This window comes from Pseudomonas sp. Marseille-Q7302 (genome assembly GCF_965111925.1).
This window is the reverse complement of the sequence record NZ_CBCOPK010000001.1, coordinates 1439999-1459807: the sequence shown is the minus strand read 5'-3', so window position 1 is coordinate 1459807 and position 19809 is coordinate 1439999. Positions and strand designations below refer to the sequence as shown.

Annotated in this window: 19 protein-coding genes; 10 read left to right on the top strand and 9 right to left on the bottom strand. The window is 65.3% G+C overall.

The window, feature by feature from the left end; genetic code table 11:
- The first annotated feature begins 26 nt into the window (after window positions 1–26).
- The 9 genes from ACWPW1_RS06715 (at window position 27) to ACWPW1_RS06675 (ending at window position 6553) form a co-directional block, all read left to right on the top strand.
- A complete protein-coding gene (locus ACWPW1_RS06715; protein ID WP_323148214.1) occupies window positions 27–1001 on the top strand; it encodes a KpsF/GutQ family sugar-phosphate isomerase in 975 nt (324 codons plus the stop codon).
- A gap of 82 nt (window positions 1002–1083) precedes the next feature.
- Complete coding sequence (lptC, locus tag ACWPW1_RS06710) at window positions 1084–1656, top strand: LPS export ABC transporter periplasmic protein LptC (RefSeq protein ID WP_059314026.1); 573 nt, start codon at window positions 1084–1086, stop codon at window positions 1654–1656.
- Entirely contained in the window at window positions 1643–2185 is a 543-nt protein-coding gene (lptA, locus tag ACWPW1_RS06705; protein WP_059314025.1) for a lipopolysaccharide transport periplasmic protein LptA, read from the top strand. Before lptC ends, lptA begins: the two co-directional genes overlap by 14 nt.
- Entirely contained in the window at window positions 2182–2910 is a 729-nt protein-coding gene (gene lptB, locus ACWPW1_RS06700; RefSeq protein WP_017640054.1) for an LPS export ABC transporter ATP-binding protein, read from the top strand. Before lptA ends, lptB begins: the two co-directional genes overlap by 4 nt.
- Window positions 2911–3012: 102 nt before the next feature.
- A complete protein-coding gene (locus tag ACWPW1_RS06695; RefSeq protein WP_434776034.1) occupies window positions 3013–4512 on the top strand; it encodes an RNA polymerase factor sigma-54 in 1500 nt (499 codons plus the stop codon).
- A gap of 89 nt (window positions 4513–4601) precedes the next feature.
- The gene (gene hpf, locus ACWPW1_RS06690) at window positions 4602–4910 is read left to right on the top strand and encodes a ribosome hibernation-promoting factor, HPF/YfiA family (protein ID WP_007159519.1); all 309 of its coding nucleotides are present in this window, start codon (window positions 4602–4604) and stop codon (window positions 4908–4910) included.
- Between the two features lie 18 nt (window positions 4911–4928).
- Entirely contained in the window at window positions 4929–5393 is a 465-nt protein-coding gene (gene ptsN / locus ACWPW1_RS06685; RefSeq protein WP_007159520.1) for a PTS IIA-like nitrogen regulatory protein PtsN, read from the top strand.
- Between the two features lies 1 nt (window position 5394).
- Window positions 5395–6249 (top strand): RNase adapter RapZ, encoded by an 855-nt coding sequence (gene rapZ, locus ACWPW1_RS06680; RefSeq protein WP_059314023.1) that lies wholly within the window; start codon window positions 5395–5397, stop codon window positions 6247–6249.
- A gap of 31 nt (window positions 6250–6280) precedes the next feature.
- A complete protein-coding gene (locus ACWPW1_RS06675) occupies window positions 6281–6553 on the top strand; it encodes an HPr family phosphocarrier protein (RefSeq protein WP_059314022.1) in 273 nt (90 codons plus the stop codon).
- A gap of 67 nt (window positions 6554–6620) precedes the next feature.
- Here ACWPW1_RS06675 and ACWPW1_RS06670 read toward each other — a convergent pair whose 3' ends face one another.
- Window positions 6621–7235 (bottom strand): superoxide dismutase, encoded by a 615-nt coding sequence (locus ACWPW1_RS06670; RefSeq protein ID WP_059314021.1) that lies wholly within the window; start codon window positions 7233–7235, stop codon window positions 6621–6623.
- A gap of 222 nt (window positions 7236–7457) precedes the next feature.
- Window positions 7458–8807 carry a metalloprotease PmbA gene (gene pmbA / locus ACWPW1_RS06665; RefSeq protein WP_434776033.1) on the bottom strand — a complete coding sequence of 450 codons (1350 nt, stop codon included), beginning with the start codon at window positions 8805–8807 and terminating at the stop codon, window positions 7458–7460.
- Window positions 8808–8899: 92 nt separating this feature from the next.
- Between pmbA and yjgA the strand changes: the two genes are divergently transcribed.
- Window positions 8900–9424: a ribosome biogenesis factor YjgA gene (gene yjgA / locus ACWPW1_RS06660; protein ID WP_059314019.1), complete on the top strand. Its 525-nt coding sequence runs from the start codon at window positions 8900–8902 to the stop codon at window positions 9422–9424.
- 35 nt (window positions 9425–9459) lie between these two features.
- Here yjgA and tldD read toward each other — a convergent pair whose 3' ends face one another.
- From tldD to mreC, 7 genes are all read right to left on the bottom strand, one after another.
- Entirely contained in the window at window positions 9460–10905 is a 1446-nt protein-coding gene (gene tldD, locus ACWPW1_RS06655) for a metalloprotease TldD (RefSeq protein WP_434776032.1), read from the bottom strand.
- 128 nt (window positions 10906–11033) lie between these two features.
- Complete coding sequence (locus ACWPW1_RS06650; protein ID WP_434776031.1) at window positions 11034–11870, bottom strand: nitrilase-related carbon-nitrogen hydrolase; 837 nt, start codon at window positions 11868–11870, stop codon at window positions 11034–11036.
- A gap of 58 nt (window positions 11871–11928) precedes the next feature.
- The gene (locus tag ACWPW1_RS06645) at window positions 11929–15759 is read right to left on the bottom strand and encodes a YhdP family protein (protein ID WP_454252613.1); all 3831 of its coding nucleotides are present in this window, start codon (window positions 15757–15759) and stop codon (window positions 11929–11931) included.
- Between the two features lie 12 nt (window positions 15760–15771).
- The gene (gene rng, locus ACWPW1_RS06640) at window positions 15772–17226 is read right to left on the bottom strand and encodes a ribonuclease G (protein ID WP_059314016.1); all 1455 of its coding nucleotides are present in this window, start codon (window positions 17224–17226) and stop codon (window positions 15772–15774) included.
- A gap of 55 nt (window positions 17227–17281) precedes the next feature.
- A complete protein-coding gene (locus tag ACWPW1_RS06635; protein WP_434776028.1) occupies window positions 17282–17890 on the bottom strand; it encodes a Maf family nucleotide pyrophosphatase in 609 nt (202 codons plus the stop codon).
- A gap of 204 nt (window positions 17891–18094) precedes the next feature.
- Window positions 18095–18583: a rod shape-determining protein MreD gene (gene mreD, locus ACWPW1_RS06630; RefSeq protein WP_059314014.1), complete on the bottom strand. Its 489-nt coding sequence runs from the start codon at window positions 18581–18583 to the stop codon at window positions 18095–18097.
- A complete protein-coding gene (gene mreC, locus ACWPW1_RS06625; protein ID WP_156428992.1) occupies window positions 18583–19770 on the bottom strand; it encodes a rod shape-determining protein MreC in 1188 nt (395 codons plus the stop codon). Before mreC ends, mreD begins: the two co-directional genes overlap by 1 nt.
- Between the last annotated feature and the right edge of the window lie 39 nt (window positions 19771–19809).

Here is a 19809-nt window from a genome sequence, read left to right as displayed (position 1 = left end):
TTGTCCCGTCACCTGCCTTCTGACCCATGTCCGACTCAATAGATTTCATCGCGTCCGCCAAGCGCACCATAGATGTAGAGCGAGCGGCAGTGGCCGCCCTGGGTGACCGCGTCGACGCGAGCTTTGCCCAGGCCTGCCGTCTGCTGCTCGCCTGCCGTGGTCGCATCGTGGTGCTGGGCATGGGCAAGTCCGGCCATGTCGGCAACAAGATCGCCGCCACCCTGGCCAGTACCGGCAGCCCGGCGTTCTTCGTGCATCCAGCCGAAGCCAGCCATGGTGACATGGGCATGATCACCCGCGACGACGTCATCATCGCCATCTCCCAATCGGGCACCTCCAGCGAGATCCTGACGCTGCTGCCACTGATCAAGCGCCTGGGCGTTCCCCTGATCAGCTTCGCCGGCAATCCCACCTCGCCCCTGGCGAAGGCGGCGGACGTCAACCTGGACACCAGCGTCGCCACCGAGGCCTGCCCGCTCAACCTGGCACCCACCTCCTCCACCACCGTCGCCCTGGTCCTGGGCGACGCCCTGGCCATCGCCCTGCTAGAAGCCCGCGGCTTCACCGCCGAGGACTTCGCCTTTTCCCATCCAGGCGGAGCCCTGGGTCGCCGCCTGTTGCTGAAGGTGGAAGACGTCATGCATGCCGGCGTCGATCTGCCGCAGGTCAGCGAGGACACCTTGGTATCCGACGCCCTGCTGGAGATGTCGCGCAAGGGGCTGGGCATGACCAGCGTACTGGGCGCCGATGGCCGCCTCGCCGGCATCTTCACCGATGGCGATCTGCGGCGCGCCCTGGATCGCGGTATCGATGTCCGGACCACGCCCATCGCAACCGTGATGACCCGCGGCGGTCGAACCGCCAGGGCCCAGATGCTCGCGGCGGAGGCGCTGAAGATCATGGAAGAGCACAAGATCAATGCGCTGGTGGTGATCGATGACGAGCGGCGCCCGGTCGGTGCGCTCAACATGGGTGACCTGCTACGCGCCGGGGTGCTGTAGGCCGGGTTATACTGACCGACTAAATACGCCCACAACTCGTGTTCAACCCGCCGCCCCCGTGCGGCCCACCACAGGTACCCTCATGTTTCGCAGCTTGCGCCGACCCGTGCTGTTGGTCCTGATCGCCGCCGCGCTCATCGCGATCGGCTACTGGAACATCCTGCCGCAGCGCTTCGTCGATGCTCCAGCGTCATCGACCCCGCAAGACAGTGCCATCGACGGTTATGCCCTCAATACCCGGACGATTCAGTATCGCCTGGACGGCAAGATCCAGTACGAACTCAAGGCCGAGCGCAGCGAACACGTCAAGGCCACCGACGTCACCCTGGTGACCCGGCCCGACATGCTGGCCTTTCGTGGCACCGACTTTCCCTGGCACATTCGCAGTGCCCGCGCCGAGGTGGCTCCCGGTGGCAGTCAGGCGGAGCTGATCGATGACGTGCGTGTGGAACGTACCGACGCGAAAGGCCGCCCGGTGGTATTGACCACCACCCGCATGACCGTCTTTCCTGACAAACAATATGCGCAAACCGAGCAAGCCGTTAGAATCGAGGCCGCCAATGGGGTGACCACGGCCAATGGCATGAAAGCGTATCTAGAAGACGGCAGAATGCTCCTGCTGTCCAACGTAAGAGGCCAGCATGAGGTTCGTTAAAACCCTCCCCTTCCTGTTCACCCTCGGCGCCACCTTGGGCAGTGCCGCGGCTTGGGCCCTGCCGACCGATCGTACCCAGCCGATCCGCGTGCAGGCCGACAGCGCCGAGCTCGATGACAAGCAGGGCGTGGCCGTGTATCGCGGAGACGTGGTCATCACCCAGGGCAGCATGAAGATCACCGGCAATACCGTGACCTTGACCCAGGACAACCAGGGCAATATCAAGGTCGCCACCGCAGTGGGCAAACCGGCCTACTACGAGCAGAAACCCTCGGCGGACAAGGACATCGTCAAGGCCTATGGCCTGACCATCCAATACTTCGCCCAGGAAAACCGCATCATCCTGATCGACCAGGCCAAGGTGGTCCAACAGGGCAACACCTTCGAAGGCGAGAAGATCGTCTACGACACCCAGCGCCAGATCGTCAATGCAGGACGGGCCAACGGCAGCAAGGTCACCACGCCGCGGCCGCGGATCGACATGGTCATCCAGCCCAAGGATCAGCAGCAGTCGGGGCAGAAACAATGACGGTCACGCTCAAAGCCCAGCATCTGGCCAAGAGCTACAAGGGTCGTCAGGTCGTTCGTGATGTCAGCGTCAGCATCGACAGCGGCCAGATCGTTGGCCTGCTAGGCCCGAACGGCGCCGGCAAGACCACCTGCTTCTACATGATCGTCGGCCTGGTCAAGGCGGATCAGGGTCGCGTGCTGATCGACGACCAGGATGTCACCGCGCTGCCCATGCATGGCCGCGCCCGTGCCGGGATCGGCTATCTGCCCCAGGAAGCCTCGATCTTTCGCAAGCTGACCGTGGCCGACAACATCCTTGGCATCCTGGAAACCCGCAAGGACCTGGACAAGGCCGGACGACTGCGCGAGCTGGAAAGCCTGCTGCAGGAATTCCACATCACCCACATCCGCGACAACCGGGGCATGAGCCTGTCTGGCGGTGAAAGACGCCGTGTCGAGATCGCCCGCGCCCTCGCCACCGCGCCCAAGTTCATCCTGCTCGACGAACCCTTCGCGGGCGTGGACCCCATCTCGGTGGGCGATATCAAGCAGATCATCCGCCACCTCAAGGCCAAGGGCATCGGTGTGCTCATCACCGATCACAACGTGCGGGAAACCCTGACCATCTGCGAAACGGCCTATATCGTCAATGACGGCCAACTCATCGCCGAAGGCACCGCCGAAGAAGTCCTCGCCAACGACCTGGTGAAGGAAGTCTATCTGGGCCACGAATTCCGCCTCTAGGCAAACCCGGGGAAACAAGGCATATAATTTGCTAACGCTCGCAGGGTTCGCGAGGTTCGGTGGCGCTGTTCGCGTCGGTAGACAAGGTGTATTTCCGCAGCCATGAAACCATCGCTAGTCCTCAAGATGGGCCAGCAGCTGACGATGACGCCGCAGCTGCAACAAGCCATACGTCTGCTCCAGCTCTCGACGCTCGATTTGCAGCAGGAAATCCAGGAAGCCCTGGAATCCAATCCGATGCTGGAACGCCAGGAAGACGGGGAAGACTTCGACCAGAGCGAAGCCTCGGGCGAAAGCGACGAGCACGCGAACTCCGGCAACATGGAAACCACCTTCAAGGAAACCTCGGTCGCCACCAACGAGCTGGCCGACGAATCCGAGTGGAGCGAGCGCATCCCCAGCGACAGCGAGCTGCCGGTCGACACGGCCTGGGAAGACATCTACCAGACCAGCGCCAGCAGCCTGCCCAGCAGTGACGACGACGAGTGGGACTTCACCACTCGCACCTCGGCGGGCGAGAGCCTGCAGACGCATCTGCTCTGGCAGCTCAACCTGGCACCCATGTCGGACCTCGATCGGCTGATCGCGCTGGCCATCATCGATGGCATCGATACCGACGGTTACCTGCAGGAAAGCCTCGAAGACATCCATGCCTCGCTCGACCCGGACCTGGAAGTCGATCTCGACGAAGTCGAGGTGGTGCTCCGACGGGTCCAGCAATTCGAGCCCGCCGGCGTCGCCGCTCGTAATCTGCGCGAATGCCTGCTGATCCAGCTGGCGCAACTGCCGGCCACCCTCCCCTTGCTCGGCGAGGCCAAGCGCCTGGTCGGTGACTACCTGGATCTGCTCGGCAACCGCGACTACGCGCAGCTGATGCGGCGCATGAAGATCAAGGAAGACGAACTCAAGCCGATCATCGAGCTGATCCAGACGCTGCATCCGCGGCCTGGCTCCCAGATCGAGTCCGGCGAAGCCGAATACGTGGTACCGGACGTCATCGTGCGCAAGCACAACGAGCGCTGGCTGGTGGAGCTCAATCAGGAATCCATGCCGCGCCTGCGGGTGAATCCCCAGTATGCGGGCTTCGTCAAACGCGCCGACAGCAGCGCCGACAATACCTACATGCGCAATCAGCTGCAGGAAGCGCGCTGGTTCATCAAGAGCCTGCAGAGCCGCAACGAGACCCTGATGAAGGTGGCGACCCAGATCGTCGAGCACCAGCGGGGTTTTCTCGAATACGGCGAAGAGGCCATGAAGCCGTTGGTCCTGCACGACATCGCCGAGGCGGTGGGCATGCACGAGTCGACCATCTCCCGGGTGACCACCCAGAAGTTCATGCACACCCCGCGTGGCATCTACGAACTCAAGTATTTCTTCTCCAGTCACGTCAGCACCGCCGAAGGGGGCGAATGCTCCTCCACCGCGATCCGCGCGATCATCAAAAAATTGGTGGCGGCGGAAAACGCGAAAAAGCCGTTGAGTGACAGCAAGATCGCTGGTTTACTGGAATCGCAAGGTATACAAGTCGCTCGTCGCACGGTGGCTAAGTATCGGGAATCCCTGGGTATCGCTCCGTCCAGCGAACGCAAGCGTCTCCTCTGACGCGTCCTGATGTGACCGTGCCTCGATCGACCCGTGTCATGTCGGCGAGCAGCTTCGCCGATCGCAGCCCGGCAATAAGGAGAAGCGGTATGCAAGTCAACATCAGTGGCCATCAGCTTGAAGTGACAGAAGCCCTGCGTGACTACATCGGCGAGAAACTCGCCCGCCTCGAACGGCACTTCGACCGTATTACCAACGTCCAGGTCATTCTGGAAGTGGACAAGCTCAAGCAGAAAGCCGAAGCCACCCTGCACGTCGCTGGCGCCGCGGTGGTCGCCAACGCCGAGCATGACGACATGTATGCCGCCATTGATCTCCTGGCCGACAAGCTCGACCGCCAACTGATTAAACACAAGGAAAAATCGATCGAACGCCAGCAGGGCGTCGGCGTCCGCTGAGGTTTCGATCGCCGCTTTATGATCAGACTCGAAAATATTCTGACCCCCGGCCGCACCCAGACGGGTGCGCCGGGTGGCAGCAAAGCCGCCGTACTGGAACGTATCGCCGAACTGGCCGCGCAGGAATTGCCTGGCCATGACGCGGCGCACATCCATGAATGCCTGATGGCGCGCGAGCGCCTGGGCTCCACTGGCTTCGGCAATGGCATCGCCATTCCCCACTGTCGCCTGGCGGGCCTGCAACAGCCGCTGTGCGTCCTCTTCCACCTGCAGCAACCCGTGGACTTCGACTCCCTGGATGGCGCACCGGTAGACCTGGTGTTCGTGCTGTTGGTACCCGAAGCCGCCACCGAACAGCACCTGACCCTGCTGCGCCAGATCGCCGGCATCCTGGACCGCGCGGACATCCGCGAACGGCTACGCAAGGCCAAGGACAGCCAGGCGCTCTATCAGATCGTCGTCGAGGCCCAGAGCGGACACTGACATGCACCTCATCATCGTGAGCGGACGTTCCGGGTCGGGCAAGAGTACGGCGCTCAACGTGCTTGAGGACAATGGCTTCTACTGCATCGACAACCTGCCGGCCAGCCTCCTGCCCGAACTGGCCCAGCACGCCCTCACCGACATGGAACGGCCTCAGCCCAAGGTCGCCCTGTCCATCGATGCACGCAATCTGCCCAGCCAGCTGCAGCGCTTTCCCGAATTGCTCGAACAGGTGCGCAGCCGCAACATCCGCTGCGACATCCTCTATCTGGACGCCGATGACCAGACCTTGCTCAAGCGCTTTTCCGAGACGCGCCGCCGGCATCCGCTGTCCAATCAGGAAAGATCGCTGGCCGAGGCCATCCACGATGAGCAGGTGCTGCTGTCGCCCATCGCCGATCTGTCCGATCTTAAGATCGACACCACTCACCTGAATCTCTATCAGCTGCGTGACATCCTCAAGTTGCGTCTGCTGAACGCGCCCGAGCCCGGCACCGCCTACCTGGTGGAATCCTTCGGCTTCAAGCGGGGCCTGCCGGTGGATGCGGACATGGTCTTCGATGTACGCTTCCTGCCCAATCCCTACTGGAAACCGGACCTGCGCGACTTTTCCGGTCTCGATGCCCAGGTGCGCGATTATCTCGAGCAACAGCCCGAGGTAGAGACCCTGTACAATGACATCCGCGATTACCTGGTGAAGTGGCTGCCGCGCTTCGCGGCCAACAACAGGTCCTATGTGACCGTGGCCATTGGCTGTACCGGCGGTCATCACCGTTCGGTCTACCTGGCCGATCGCCTGGGTCGCGAACTCAAAGACCTGCTCAAGAACGTCCAGATCCGCCATCGCGATCTCTGACGCCCGTTTTGTTTCGACAAGGACAGACTCAATGCCTGCCCAACAGATCACCATCATCAACAAGCTTGGCCTGCACGCCCGCGCGGCCGCCAAGTTCGTCGGCGTGGCCGGCCGTTATCCTGCTAGCGTCCGCGTTGGCCGCAGTGGCGAGCCGCCAGTCGATGGCAAGAGCATCATGGCGGTCATGATGCTGGCCGCTGGCAAGGGCACGGTGCTGCAACTGGAAACCGAGGGTGAACAGAGCGACGAGGCCATGCGCGCCCTGATCGAACTGATCAACAACTACTTCGACGAGGGTGAGTGATCGGCCCTGCTCCAGCTTCGCCCAATAAAAAAGCCGCCCGAGGGCGGCTTTTTTATTGGGCGTCAACTCAGGCGTTCAGCGCCGCTTCGTAGCGACGGGACACTTCTGGCCAGTTGATGACGTTGAAGAAGGCACCGATGTATTCGGGACGACGGTTCTGGTAGCGCAGGTAGTAGGCGTGCTCCCAGACGTCCAGGCCGAGGATCGGGGTATTGCCAGTCATCAGCGGGCTGTCCTGGTTGCCGGTGCTCTCGACCACCAGCTTCTTCTCGGGGGTGACGCTCAGCCAGGCCCAGCCGCTGCCGAAGCGGGTCAGGGCAGCCTTGGTGAAGGCCTCCTTGAAGGCATCGAAGCCGCCCAACTGGGACTCGATGGCTTCAGCCAGAGCGCCTTCGGGCTTGCCGCCGGCGTTAGGGGCCATCACGGTCCAGAACAGGCTGTGGTTGGCATGGCCGCCGCCGTTGTTCTGCACGGCACCGCGCTTGTCCTGGGGCAGCTTGTCCAGCTGACGAACCACTTCTTCGGCCGACAGGTTGGCGAACTCGGTGCCTTCCAGCGCAGCGTTCAGGTTGTTGATGTAGGTCTGGTGGTGCTTGGTGTGGTGGATTTCCATGGTCTGGGCATCGACGTGCGGTTCCAGCGCGTCGTAGGCGTAGGGCAGCTGAGGCAGAGTATGCGGCATGCGGAATGTCTCCATGGTGGTTTTGGTATGGACCCACTGCCCTGGGGCAGTGGGGAGTACGGCTGGTGCGCCACGGCGCACCGTCTGAATCTAAGCCGTCCGGTCACGGAATTCGACCGCACGGCTATGTCCTAGTGCATTGCTAGGATACTAACGACTAACGGGGTGGGCTGTCTCCCGTTCGACGGGATTTTCCTTACCGCGACGCTTCCGGCATCTCTTCTAGCTACCCGCCAGGGTCATGCCGTCGATCAGCACCGAGCCGGTGCGCAGGCTGCCGCGGCGTTCCACGTCGCTGCCCACGGCCAGGATCTGGCGGAACATGTCGCCGAGGCGACCGGCGATGGTGACCTCCTGGACTGGAAACTGGATCTCGCCATTCTCGATCCAGAAACCACCGGCGCCCCGGGAGTAGTCGCCGGTGACCAGGTTGGTACCCTGCCCCATCATTTCCGTGACCAAAAAGCCCGTGCCCATCTGCCGGATCAACTCGGCCTGGTCGGCCGTGCCATGACTGACATGCAGGTTGTGCACGCCACCGGCGTTGGCGGTGCTCTGCATACCCAGCTTACGCGCGGAATAGCTGCCGAGCACATAGGACACCAGCTGGCCGCTCTCCACGAAGGGCTTGGCGTAGGTGGCCAGGCCTTCACCATCGAAGGCGGCACTGCCCAGGGCGCGGGGAAGGTGCGGCCGTTCATCCAGGGTCAGCCAGTCGGGAAACACCTGCTGCCCGAGGGCGCCCTCAAGAAAGGACGACTTGCGATAGAGGTTGCCGCCGGAAATGGCAGCGAGGAAGGTGCCGAACAGGCCGGCGGCCATTTCCGGGGAGAAGAGCACTGGAACCTTGGCGGTGGGCACCGGCCTGGCGCCCAGACGGCTCACGGCGCGTTCAGTGGCGCGCCGACCGATTTCCTCGGCGCTCATCAGTTCGCTGCCGAGGCGGTTGACGTCGTAGTAGTAGTCGCGCTGCATGGCCTCGCCGCTGCCGGCGATCATCACGCAGCTCAGGCTGTGGCGGGTGCTGGCGTAGCCGCCGACGAAACCGTGGCTGTTGCCGTAGACACGGCAGCTCTGGTGGGTATTGAGCGTGGTACCGTCGGCATTGCCGATGCGGCTGTCGGCGGCATAGGCAGCGGCTTCACAGGCCAGGGCCTGCTCGATGGCCTGTTCGGGGGTGATGTCCCAGGGATGATAGAGATCGAGATCGGGCAGCTCGCCACGCGCCATCAGCTCGGCGTCGGCGAGGCCGGCACAGGGATCCTCGGAGGTGTGCTTGGCGATGGCCAGGGCCGCGGCCACCGTCTCGCGGATCGCCTCGGGGCCGGTGGCCGAGGTACTGGCCGAGCCCTTGCGCTGACCGGCATAAAGGGTGATGCCAAAGCCTTGGTCGCGATTGAATTCGACCGTTTCCACCTCACCCTTGCGGACCGAGGTGGACAGCCCCTGGTCGATCGAGACGGCCACTTCACCGGCACTGGCGCCCTGGCGACGGGCCTCGGCCAGGATGGCTTCGACCTGTTCGCGCAATTCGGGTAGCGCGGCGGGACCCACGGCGGCGTTGCGATTCATGACGTTCTCCTTACGGACGGCGCCGGCCAGGCCGGACAACCGTGCGGCAACTCGTTATGATGGCGCCCATTCTTAGCTGGACCCCATAGTTCATGGTTGATTCTTACGACGACGACGCGCCGCTGGGCGAAAAGAGCAAGACACAGGTCAAGCGTGAGCTGCACGCGCTGCAGGAGCTGGGCGAACGCCTGGCCGGGTTGCCGGCTGAGCAGCTGGACCGCCTGCCCCTGACCGATCCGCTGCGCAAGGCCCTGGCCGAGGCGCCCAAGCACAAGACGCACATCGCGCGCAAAAGGCATGTCCAGTACCTGGGCAAGCTGATGCGTGACCAGGATCTGGAGGCCATCCTGGCGCTGGTCGACCAGATGGACAGCTCGACGCGGCAGTACAACGAGCGCTTCCATGCCCTGGAGCGCTGGCGCGATCGCCTGATCGCCGAGGGCGACCAGGCGCTGGAAGCCTTCGTGGCGCTGTATCCGGAAACCGACCGCCAGCACCTGCGCGGCCTGGTGCGCCATGCCCAGCACGAGGCCGCGCACAACAAGCCGCCCGCGGCGGCGCGCAAGGTCTTCAAGTACATCCGCACCCTCGACGAAACCCAGCGCGGTCTGCGCTAGGTTTCTGTCCGCTACGGCCACGGCCGGTGCCGGCATCAGGCGCCGGTGCCGCCCACGGTGATGGCGTCGATCTTCAGGGTCGGCTGACCCACGCCCACCGGCAATGACTGGCCATCCTTACCGCAGGTCCCTACCCCCGCATCCAGCGCCAGGTCGTTGCCGACCATGGATACCCGGTTCATGACCTCGGGACCATTGCCGATCAGGGTGGCGCCCTTCACCGGGCGACCAAGCCTGCCGTTCTCGATCAGGTAGGCCTCGTTGGTGGTGAAGACGAACTTGCCACTGGTGATGTCCACCTGACCGCCGCCGAGGCTGGCGCAATAGATGCCCTTCTCCACCGAGGCGATGATCTCGGCCGGATCGCTCTGGCCGGCGAGCATGTAGGTGTTGGTCATGCGCGGCATGGGCAGGTGGGCATAGGACTCGCGCCGGCCATTGCCGGTAGGAGCCACCCCCATCAGCCGGGCGTTGAGCTTGTCCTGCATGTAGCCCTTGAGGATGCCGTTCTCGATCAGCACGTTGTAGCCGCTGGGGGTACCCTCGTCGTCGATGGACAGGGAACCACGGCGATCCGGCAGGGTACCGTCGTCGACGATGGTGCACAGCGACGAGGCTACCTGCCGGCCAAGCTGACCGCTGTAGTTGGAGCTGCCCTTGCGGTTGAAGTCGCCTTCCAGACCATGGCCGACCGCTTCGTGCAGGAGCACGCCGGACCAGCCGGCACCCAGCACCACTGGCAGGGTGCCGGCCGGGGCCGCCGTGGCTTCCAGATTGACCAGCGCCTGGCGGACCGCTTCGCGGGCATAGCCTAGGGCACGGTCGTCGCTCTGGAAATAGCGGTAGTCGCAACGGCCACCGCCACCGCTGTTGCCGCGCTCGCGACGACCGTTCTGCTCGACGATGACGCTGACGCCCAGGCGCACCAGGGGGCGCACGTCGGCGGCGAGAGTGCCGTCGACCGCGGCCACCAGGGTGCGCTCCCAGACGCCGGCCAGGCTGATGGTGACCTGCTGGATGCGCGGATCCAGGGCCCGGGTGGCCTCGTCCAGTTGCTGCAGGAAGGTCACCTTGGTCGCGCGATCCAGCACATCGAGGGGGTTGTCCTGGCCATAGAGGCGCTGCGCGGGTTCCACCGCACGAAATGCCTGGACCTGGCCCTCGACGCCACTGCGGGAGATGGAGCGCGCGGCCTGGGCAGCGAGATCCAGCGCCTCGCCGGTGATGGCGTTGCTGTAGGCGAAGCCGGTCTTCTCGCCGGACAGCGCCCTCACCCCGACGCCTTGGTCGAGATGGAAACCACCTTCCTTGACGATGCCGTCTTCCAGCAGCCAGGACTCGGAGACGATGCTCTGGAAGTACAGGTCCGCAGCGTCGATGCCGGGGCCGGCGAGGCGCTGCAGCACGGGCTGCAGATCGTCCAGCGCGAGTCCGCCCGGCCCCAGCAGGGCCGCGCCGACGCTATTCAGGTAATCACTCATGGAAACTCCAGACGACGCCACCCCGGGCGTCGGAACGATGAAAGGGGCGCGAGGTGGCCTCTAGCCTACTCGCGGAAGTGATTGATCCCTGATGCAAATGACCAATGGGCGCCATTGCCGTTCGCCTCCTAGTGGCCAGCCAGGCGCGCCGGTGCGAAGCGGCGGTGCTGGGTGACGGGCATTCGCTGGCGCAACTGGGCCTGGCGCTCGGCATCGCGCTCGATGAGCAGAACCGCCTCGCCGTGGGCCTGGACGGCAAGCACCTCGCCCCAGGGATCCACGGCCATGGCGTGGCCCCAGGTCGTGCGGCCATTGGCGTGGACACCGCCCTGGGCGGCGCCCAGCAGATAGCTCTGGGTCTCCACCGCCCGGGCGCGCAGCAGCAACTCCCAGTGGGCCTGGCCGGTCGGCACGGTAAAGGCCGAGGGGGCGCTGATCAGCTCCGCACCAGCAGCGCGCAGGGCGCCGTAGAGTTCGGGAAAGCGCAGGTCGTAGCAGACGGTCAGGCCCAGGCGGCCGACCGGGGTATCCACCACCGTGAGGGTCTCACCGGCGGCATAGTGATCGGATTCGCGATAGCTGCCCTGGCTGTCGCTGACGTCGGCATCGAAGAGATGCAGCTTGTCATAGCGGGCGACGCGGCGACCCTGGTCGTCGAACAGCAGCGAACAGGCGCAGGGCTTGCCCTCGGTGGCGCCGTCGGGCAGCAGCGGCAGGGTGCCGGCCAGCAGCCAGAAGCCCAGCTCGCGCGCCCGGCTGGACAGCCAGGGCAGGATCTCACCCTCGCCAAGCGCCTCCGCCCGGGCCAGTTCGGCGGGGGCCGGATGCCCGATGGCGACGAAGTTTTCCGGCAGCACCGCCAGTTGCGCACCGGCGTTAGCGGCGCGTTCGAGCAGCCGCTCGGCGGCGCGCAGATTGGCTGCCACCGCTGGGCCGCTGACCATCTGCAGGATGGCTATGGACATGCAGGCACTCCAGAAGGGATCGCCCATCCTAAGCAGTGGCGCGGCCGCAGGGCAACGCTCAATCGCGCTTGCCCGTGGTCATGGTGGGATTCTGCCAGGGGCCTTCGATGTGGTAGTTGATGCTGGCCATGCGGGTGATGCGGTCGCCAATCAGCCGATCGACGATGAACAGCGCGCCGCCGATGGCCGGCGCCCCGGCGATCAGCGCGGCCAGCGGCAGGGAGTTGCTGACCGGCAGCCCGACCTTGAGGTTGGCGTCGATGCGATTGCTGGCCATGTCAAGCAGGCCCTGCAGACTCATCTCGGCACCCGGCCCGCTCAGGCTGATGGGCTTGCGGGTACGGAAGGCGCCCTGCTGGGCGTCGAGTACCCCAGTAATGCTGTCGTAGCTCAAGCCCTTGCCGAACAGATCGGAGAAGTCGAGCCGCAGGCGGCGGCGGATGGATTCGAAGTTGAGCAGGCCGAAGATACGCAGCGCCGAAGCCGTTCCTTCCACCTGGCGCAACTGGCCATCGTTGAAGCGCGCATCGAGATTGCCATTGAGCCGCGCCAGGGCGACATGGGCAGGCGAGCCGGGCCAGTCGACCCGGGCATCCAGCCGGAAATCGCGACTGGTCACGCTGGAAGCGAAATTCCAGCCCAGCAGGATGTCGGCGATGTTGCCGCCGGACAGACGTCCCTGGTAGTAGCTGTGGGTCGCACCCGGCGCTCCTTCCCAACGCAGGGAGCCCATGACCTTGAGGCCGCGCAGGTCGAGGTCCAGGGCATTGAAGTTGGCGCCGGATGGCGACGGCCTGAGCTGCAGGCGCTGGGCACCGACCAGGCGCCCACCCAGTTCGAAACGGTCGATGACTAGATTCAGCGCTGGCAAAGTGCGCGGATCGACGTCAGCCAGCGGATCGGGACGGGGCGCGTCGCTTTCCACCGAGGGATCTGCCGGGGTCTGGGGAATGCGCAGGTGCTGCAGGTTGATGTCGATCGGCTGGCCAGTCTGGCGGGGGATACGCACTTGGCCAGCCACGGTCTGGCTGGCCAGTCCCAGTTGCCAGGCATTGCCCTGGGGCGCGTAGGTGAGGCGCAGGTTGTCGATTTCCTGGCCAAACGCCAGAAAGCGCCCGAAGCTGAGATCGCCGCGTCCGAGGCTGGAGATATCGACCGCGTTGCCGCCGCCCTGCCCCGCCCCGCCACTGCCACTGGCCTTGCCATAACGCTGATAGACGTCCTGCCAGGCCGCCAGATCGAATTCCGCGAGTTGGCCGCGCAGGTCGTAACCGGCCGTGGTGGGCAGATTGGCGGTCCCGCCACCCAGCACGACCTCGCCGCGCCCCTTGTCCATGGCCTTGGGATCGAGCATCAGCACGGCGTCGGCAAGCCCCTTGTAGGTCGCTTCCACCCGGCGCTCACCCTCGTTGAGCGCCAGGCTGAAGAAGGCCTCGCGGCTCTGCTCCGCGCTCTTGCCGAAGGGCGCCGGCAGGTCGATGGCTACCCCGCGCAGGTCGGAGGTAACGGCCAGCTCGCTGTGCTCGGCGAGGGTCAGACCGAGGCGATAGCCAAGCAGGCCCCGCGCCGGAAGGGGTCGCCCCTCGCTGCCCAGCCAGCGTGCCAGCTGGTCCACGTCCACGCGGCCGTCCACTACCAGGCGGGTACGGGGCTCGTTGGCCTTGCCTTCGGCCAGGGCCTGACCGCGAATGGGTTGATCGAAGACATGCGCCTGGATGTCGGGTGCGCTGAGGCCGCTACGGGTGTCGTAGCGGAAAGTGCCGCGCAGGTCGGTGAGGGTCAGCTGGGGATCCGCCAGCTCCAGGCGCGCCTTGTCCGGCGTCAGCTCGACCACCACGACGGGTGGCTGTCCCTTGGCCAGGGGAATGTCCAGATTCAGGCTGCTGTTGTTGAGCGCCCCCTCACCCTTCCAGCCGGCGAAGACCTTGGCGGTCGGTAGCGGCGTGTCCTGGAGAATCTTCAGGCCATCGCGCACGCTGCTGTCGAGTCGTGCGGTAAGACGCAGGTGCGGCGTGCTGCCATCGTGCAGCAACGGGATACGGGCCTCGACGTCCCTGACCCGGGTGTCGAGGATGCGCCCCTCGGGTACTTGAACCTTGACCCCGTCGCTCTCGATGAAGACATCACCCCGGGCTTCGCGCAGCGCGGGCCAGCCGGGCTGATAGGCCAGCTGGGCATCGTGCACCCGGAAGAACAGACTCATGGTGCGCGAGTGCGGAGGCGAGCCATGGCGCAGGGAGCCCTGGTACTGGTAGATGGCCTCGTCGATCCGGCCGCCGACGATGGCGGTGGTCAGCCACTGAGCCAGTTCCGGACTGAAGTCCGTCGCCGGCAGCTTGGTGGGCAGGTACTTGCGGGTGTAGCTCGCGTCGCCGTCCTTGAGGCCGACACGCAGATCCATGTAGCTGTCCACCTCGGGGTGCAGGCCGAGCTGGATGTGCATGTCGCCACTGGCCGCACCCTCCGGCCCGGTGACCTGCATCAGGGCACTGCCGAGGGTGAAGCGCTGATCGTCGAGCCTCCAGGTCAGTCGCGCCTTGGCGGTGCGATAGCGCCAGGGCTCGGGAAAGAGGTCGCTCAGGTGCAGCATGAAGTCGCTGGTGTCCAGGCACAATTCGCCGCCGCCCAGACTGCCGCTCAGGCTGCCGGTGACACCCTCGACGGCAGGCGCCCCCCGATAGGCGGAAACGCCCACCCGCTCCAGGTTGGCCGCATAGGAGAGCCGCTCGCGCAGGGGCTTCTGCGGATAGAAGTCGGCGTTGAGATTGCGCAGCTGACCATGGGGCGCCAAGGCCTGCATGGCCTGGGCGACAGGCGCCGGCAAGGGTGCCAGGTCCCGGGCCAGCCGGGCAGCCTGCTTGAGATCCAGCTGGTCGCTACGTACCTGCAGGTGCTGGGCGGTGCTGTCGTAGGCCAGGCCGTAGCGCGCTTCAAGCGGCTTGCCGTCGAGCTGAGCCTTGAGCGCAAGCGCCCCGCTGTACTGGCCGGCAGCGCCGGCCTGCTGGTCGCTGTCCAGCGCCAGGGCCTGCAGCCGCACTGGGGGGTGATCGGCATAGGCGAGCGTCAGCTCATCCGCCTTCAGGCGCAGATGGGAACGCTGCAACCGCCCTTCGGCCCAGGCGAACCAGAGCTCGCCTTCCGCCTGGGCACGGCGCAATTGCCATTGCCGGGTCAGGGTTCCCGGGATCCAGCGGGACCAGTCGCTGGCGGGCAGGCTGACATAGCCTTCCAGCCCACTGGCGCGCCAGTCCTCGGGCCGTGGCCTGGCGATGAAATACGCCGCCACCGTGCCGCCATCGGGCAGTCGGAAACGCGTTGCCAGTTCCAGGGCACCGTTCAACTGCCGGGACAGGCTGGCCTCGGCATACCTGAGGGTCACCGGGGAACCCTGCTGGGGGATCAGACTGAGCTGGCTGTCCAGCAGGCTGGCATGGCCCAGGCGCGCCAGGGCATCGAGCAGCGGACCCGGATCGAAGGGCTTGGCGTCCGGCGCCCGCGGCGGCAGGCCGCGCAATTGCCAGTGGCCCTGGGCATCCTCCTCCAGGACCAGATGGACGCCATCGATCTGCACCGACTTGAGCCGCAGCTGGCGATGCCAGAGACTGCCGAGCACATCCGGCACCACCTTGAGATGATCCAGCTGTACGCTGCTTTCGCCGCGCCCCAGGCTCAGATCGCGCAGGATCAGCACCGGATTCCAGGTGGCCCAGCGTCCTTCGAGTCGTCCCAGGCGCACCGGCTCGCCCAACGCGGCGGTAGCGCGCCCCTCGACCTCGCTGCGGTATTCGCCGACCCAGGGCATGAGCAGCCGCCCCAGGCCCATATAGAGGGTCATCAGGGCCAGCAGTAGGAGCGCCAAGCCAAGCGCGCCGCGTTTGAGCAGGGACATCAAGGCACGAACCTAGAGCAGCACGACATCGTACTGCTCCTGGGAATACATGGTCTCCACCTGGAACTTGACGGTGCGGCCGATGAAGGCTTCGAGATCGGCGACATTGCCCGATTCCTCGTCCAGCAGCCGATCCACCACCTTCTGATTAGCCAGCACCAGATAGGAATTGGCCTGGTAGGCCCGCGCCTCGCGCAGGATTTCACGAAAGATCTCGTAACAAATGGTCTCGGCGGTGCGCAGGATGCCGCGTCCCTGACAATTGCCGCAGGGTTCGCAGAGCACCTGGGACAGGCTCTCGCGGGTGCGCTTGCGGGTCATCTGCAGGAGGCCCAGCTCGGTGATGCCGATGATATTGGTCTTGGCATGGTCGCGTTCGAGCTGCTTTTCCAGGGTACGGATCACCTGGCGCTGATGCTCCTCGTCTTCCATGTCGATGAAATCGATGATGATGATGCCGCCGAGATTGCGCAGCCGCAGCTGACGGGCGATGGCGGTAGCGGCCTCCAGGTTGGTCTTGAAGATGGTCTCTTCCAGATTGCGATGGCCGACGAAGGCGCCGGTATTGACGTCGATGGTGGTCATCGCCTCGGTGGGATCTATCACCAGATAGCCGCCGGACTTGAGCAGTACCTTGCGCTCCAGGGCCTTCTGGATCTCGTCTTCCACGCCATACAGATCGAAGATCGGCCGCTCGCCCGGATAATGCTCCAGCCGCGCCGCGACCTCGGGCATCAACTCCTCGACGAACTGCCCGATGCGCTGGAAGTTCTCGCGGCTGTCGACGCGGATCTTTTCCGTGCGCGGCCCGACCAGATCGCGCAGGGCGCGCAGGGCCAGGGTCAGGTCTTCATAGATGGGCGCCGGCGTCGGTCCCTGCAGATTGCTGGAGATCTGCTGCCAGAGGCGGCGCAGATAGCGGATGTCGGCCAGGATGTCTTCCTCGCGCGCCGCCTCGGCGGCGGTGCGCAGGATGAAACCGCCCTCGTGCTCGATGCCCTCGCTTTCCACGCAACGCGCCATGATCGCCTTGAGGCGCTCGCGTTCGGCTTCGTCCTCGATCTTCAGCGAGATGCCGACATGGGAGGTACGCGGCATATAGACCAGATAGCGCGAGGGAATCGACAGATGGGTGGTAAGGCGCGCGCCCTTGGTGCCGATGGGGTCCTTGGTGACCTGGACCACCAGCGTCTGGCCCTCGCGCACCAGCGCGCTGATGCTCTCCACCGCCGCACCTTCACGCTGGGATATCTCGGCGGCGTGGATGAAGGCCGCACGGGCCAAGCCGATGTCGATGAAGGCCGCCTGCATGCCCGGCAGTACCCGCACGACCCGGCCGCGATAGATGTTGCCGACGATGCCGCGGCGTAACGTGCGCTCGACGTGCACCTCCTGCAGCACACCGTTTTCCACGACGGCGACACGGGACTCCATGGGAGTGATGTTGATGAGGATCTCTTCGCTCATGGAGGACTCTTGGACGACGTGGAAGGGCGGAATGAGGACCGGGATACCAGGGACCTCAAGACTGAGCGGTCGGCCGTCCGACAGGCCGCCAACAAGGGATGGCGAAAGCGCTCAGCAGTTCCGCGGTTTCGCACAGCGGCAGCCCTACGACGGCGCTGTAGCTGCCTTGCAGTCCGCGAACGAAGACCGCACCGGCGCCCTGGATGGCATAGCTGCCGGCCTTGTCGGCCGGCTCACCGGTGTCCCAGTAGCGCTCGGCTTCACCGGGGGCCAGGGGACGAAACTCCACCTCCGCGGCGACCACGCGACTCAGACAGCGCTCGCCATCGGCCACGGCAACGCCGGTCACCACCCGATGCCGTCGACCGCCCAGGGCGTTGAGCATGGCCAGCGCCTCGGCACGATCGCGGGGCTTGCCCAGCAGTTGGTCATCGAGCACTACGCAGGTGTCGGCGCCCAGGACACAGCCATCGGAGGCGCCGGCCAGTACTTGCCGGCCCATGGCCGCCTTGGCCCGGGCCAGGCGCTCGACATAGGCGTCCGCCACCTCCCCTGGATGAGGGGTTTCGTCCACCGTCGCGGCGACTTTCTGGAAGGCGACGCCGATCTGTTCGAGCAGTTCGGCACGCCGTGGCGAGGCGGAGGCGAGATAGAGCTGAGGCATCGACAACGACCAGATGACGAGGGGATGACGGGAGAATGCCAGCCCATCGCCGGTGAAACCAGCTTAGGCTTTGCGGGAAAAGAGCCTGCGCTCGGTCATGCGGCGTTGAACATCCCTTCGGAAGGCTCGTTCATCACTGGTAAACGCCGTGTCCTCAGAGAGTCTTGCCTGCCTTGCCTTCGCCCAGCGGTGGTTCAGACCGCCTCAGGTGACACCAAATCTGAGGCGCAGCCCGCGCAGCAGCAGATAGATCCACGGCCAGAGCAGCGCGCTGACCAGCGAGGGGGTGAGAAACACCAGGGTCGGTGGCCGGCTGCCGGCCAGGGCGTTGAGCCACAGCGCCAGCAGCTGGGCGATACCGTAGACCACCAGCAGCACGAAACTCTGTTGCCAGACAGGAAAGGCGCGCAGCCGCTGCGCCAGGGAGCGGACCAGGAAGACGACCAGGCTCAGCACCAGGGCGGTCTGCCCCAGCAGGCTGCCATAGAGCACGTCCTCGGCGATGCCCATCACCCAGGCGGTGAGCAGCCCGACGCGGTGCGGCAGGGCCAGGGTCCAGAAGGTCAGCAGCATGGCCAGCCACAGCGGCCGACCGATCTCCATGAATTCCGGCATGGGCACGATGGAGAGCAGCAGCCCGACCAGCAGGGTGAGCCAGATCACCCACCCGTTATGGCCGATGCGCAGCGCCATCAACGATCACCCTCGTCGGGCAATTCCGCGGCTGGCTGCTGGGCCCGACGTGGTGCCTGGGTACCGGTCGTGGCCGGTTGGGCGGGCGACCTGGCTGGCGTGGCAGGATGCGCCGCGGCGCCATTCGCACCCGCAGGTGGCTTGGTCGGCGTGGCCGGATGAGCCCCAGTGTTGCCCTGGGTCGCCGGAGGCTTGGTCGGGGTCGCGGCGCGACTGCTGGCGGCGGCGCTCGGCGCTGGCGTAGCAGGAGCTGGCGGCTGCGCGGCGGAGGCTCCGGCGGGGGCCGGATTCGCGGCGGCGGCCGGGCGCTGGGCGGCATGGCGATCCGCCGCCTCCTGGGCCTCGGCGGCATCGTTGGCGCGTTGCTCCGGGGTGCGGGTGTCGCTGAACACCAGCAGCATGTAGCGACTGCGATTGAGCTTGGCGGTAGGAATGGCGCGCACCACGGCGAAGGGTTGCCCCGAGTCGTGGATCACCTTGGACACCGTGGCCACCGGATAACCGGCCGGGAAACGCTGCCCCAACCCGGAGCTCACCAGCAGGTCGCCTTCCTTGATGTCGGCGGTATCGGCCACATAGCGCAGCTCCAGGCGCTCGGGGTTACCGGTGCCGGCGGCAATGGCGCGCAAGCCGTTGCGATTGACCTGCACCGGAATGCTGTGGGTCACGTCGGTCAGCAGCAGGACGCGCGCCGAATAGGGCATCACCTCCACCACCTGCCCCATCAGGCCACTGGCGTCGAGCACCGGTTGGCCGACGAAGACACCGTCCTTCGCACCCTTGTCGATGATGATGCGATGGGTATAGGGATTGGGATCGACGCCGATCAGCTCGCCAACCAGCACCTTGTCGTCCACCAGGGCGGCGGAATTGAGCAGCTCGCGCAGGCGTACGTTCTGTTCGGTGAGCGCGGCCAGCTTCTGCAGTCGCCGTTGCAGCAGGAGCTGCTCGGCCTTGAGTCTTTCGTTTTCCGCCATCAACTCGGTACGGCTGGAAAACTGGTCGCTGACAACTTCCCAGGCGCGCACGGGAAAGCCCGCCACCTGATAGAGGGGCGAGAGTACCAGCGCCAGTTCGCTGCGCACCGGCTTCAGATAGTCGAAACGCGCGTCGGTGACCATGACACCCACCGAAAGGGCGGCCAGGATCAGCAGACGAATGCCCAGCGCTGGGCCTTTGCTGAAAATCGGCTTGATGGTGAGTTCCTCGCAGAACGCGCCCTGCAC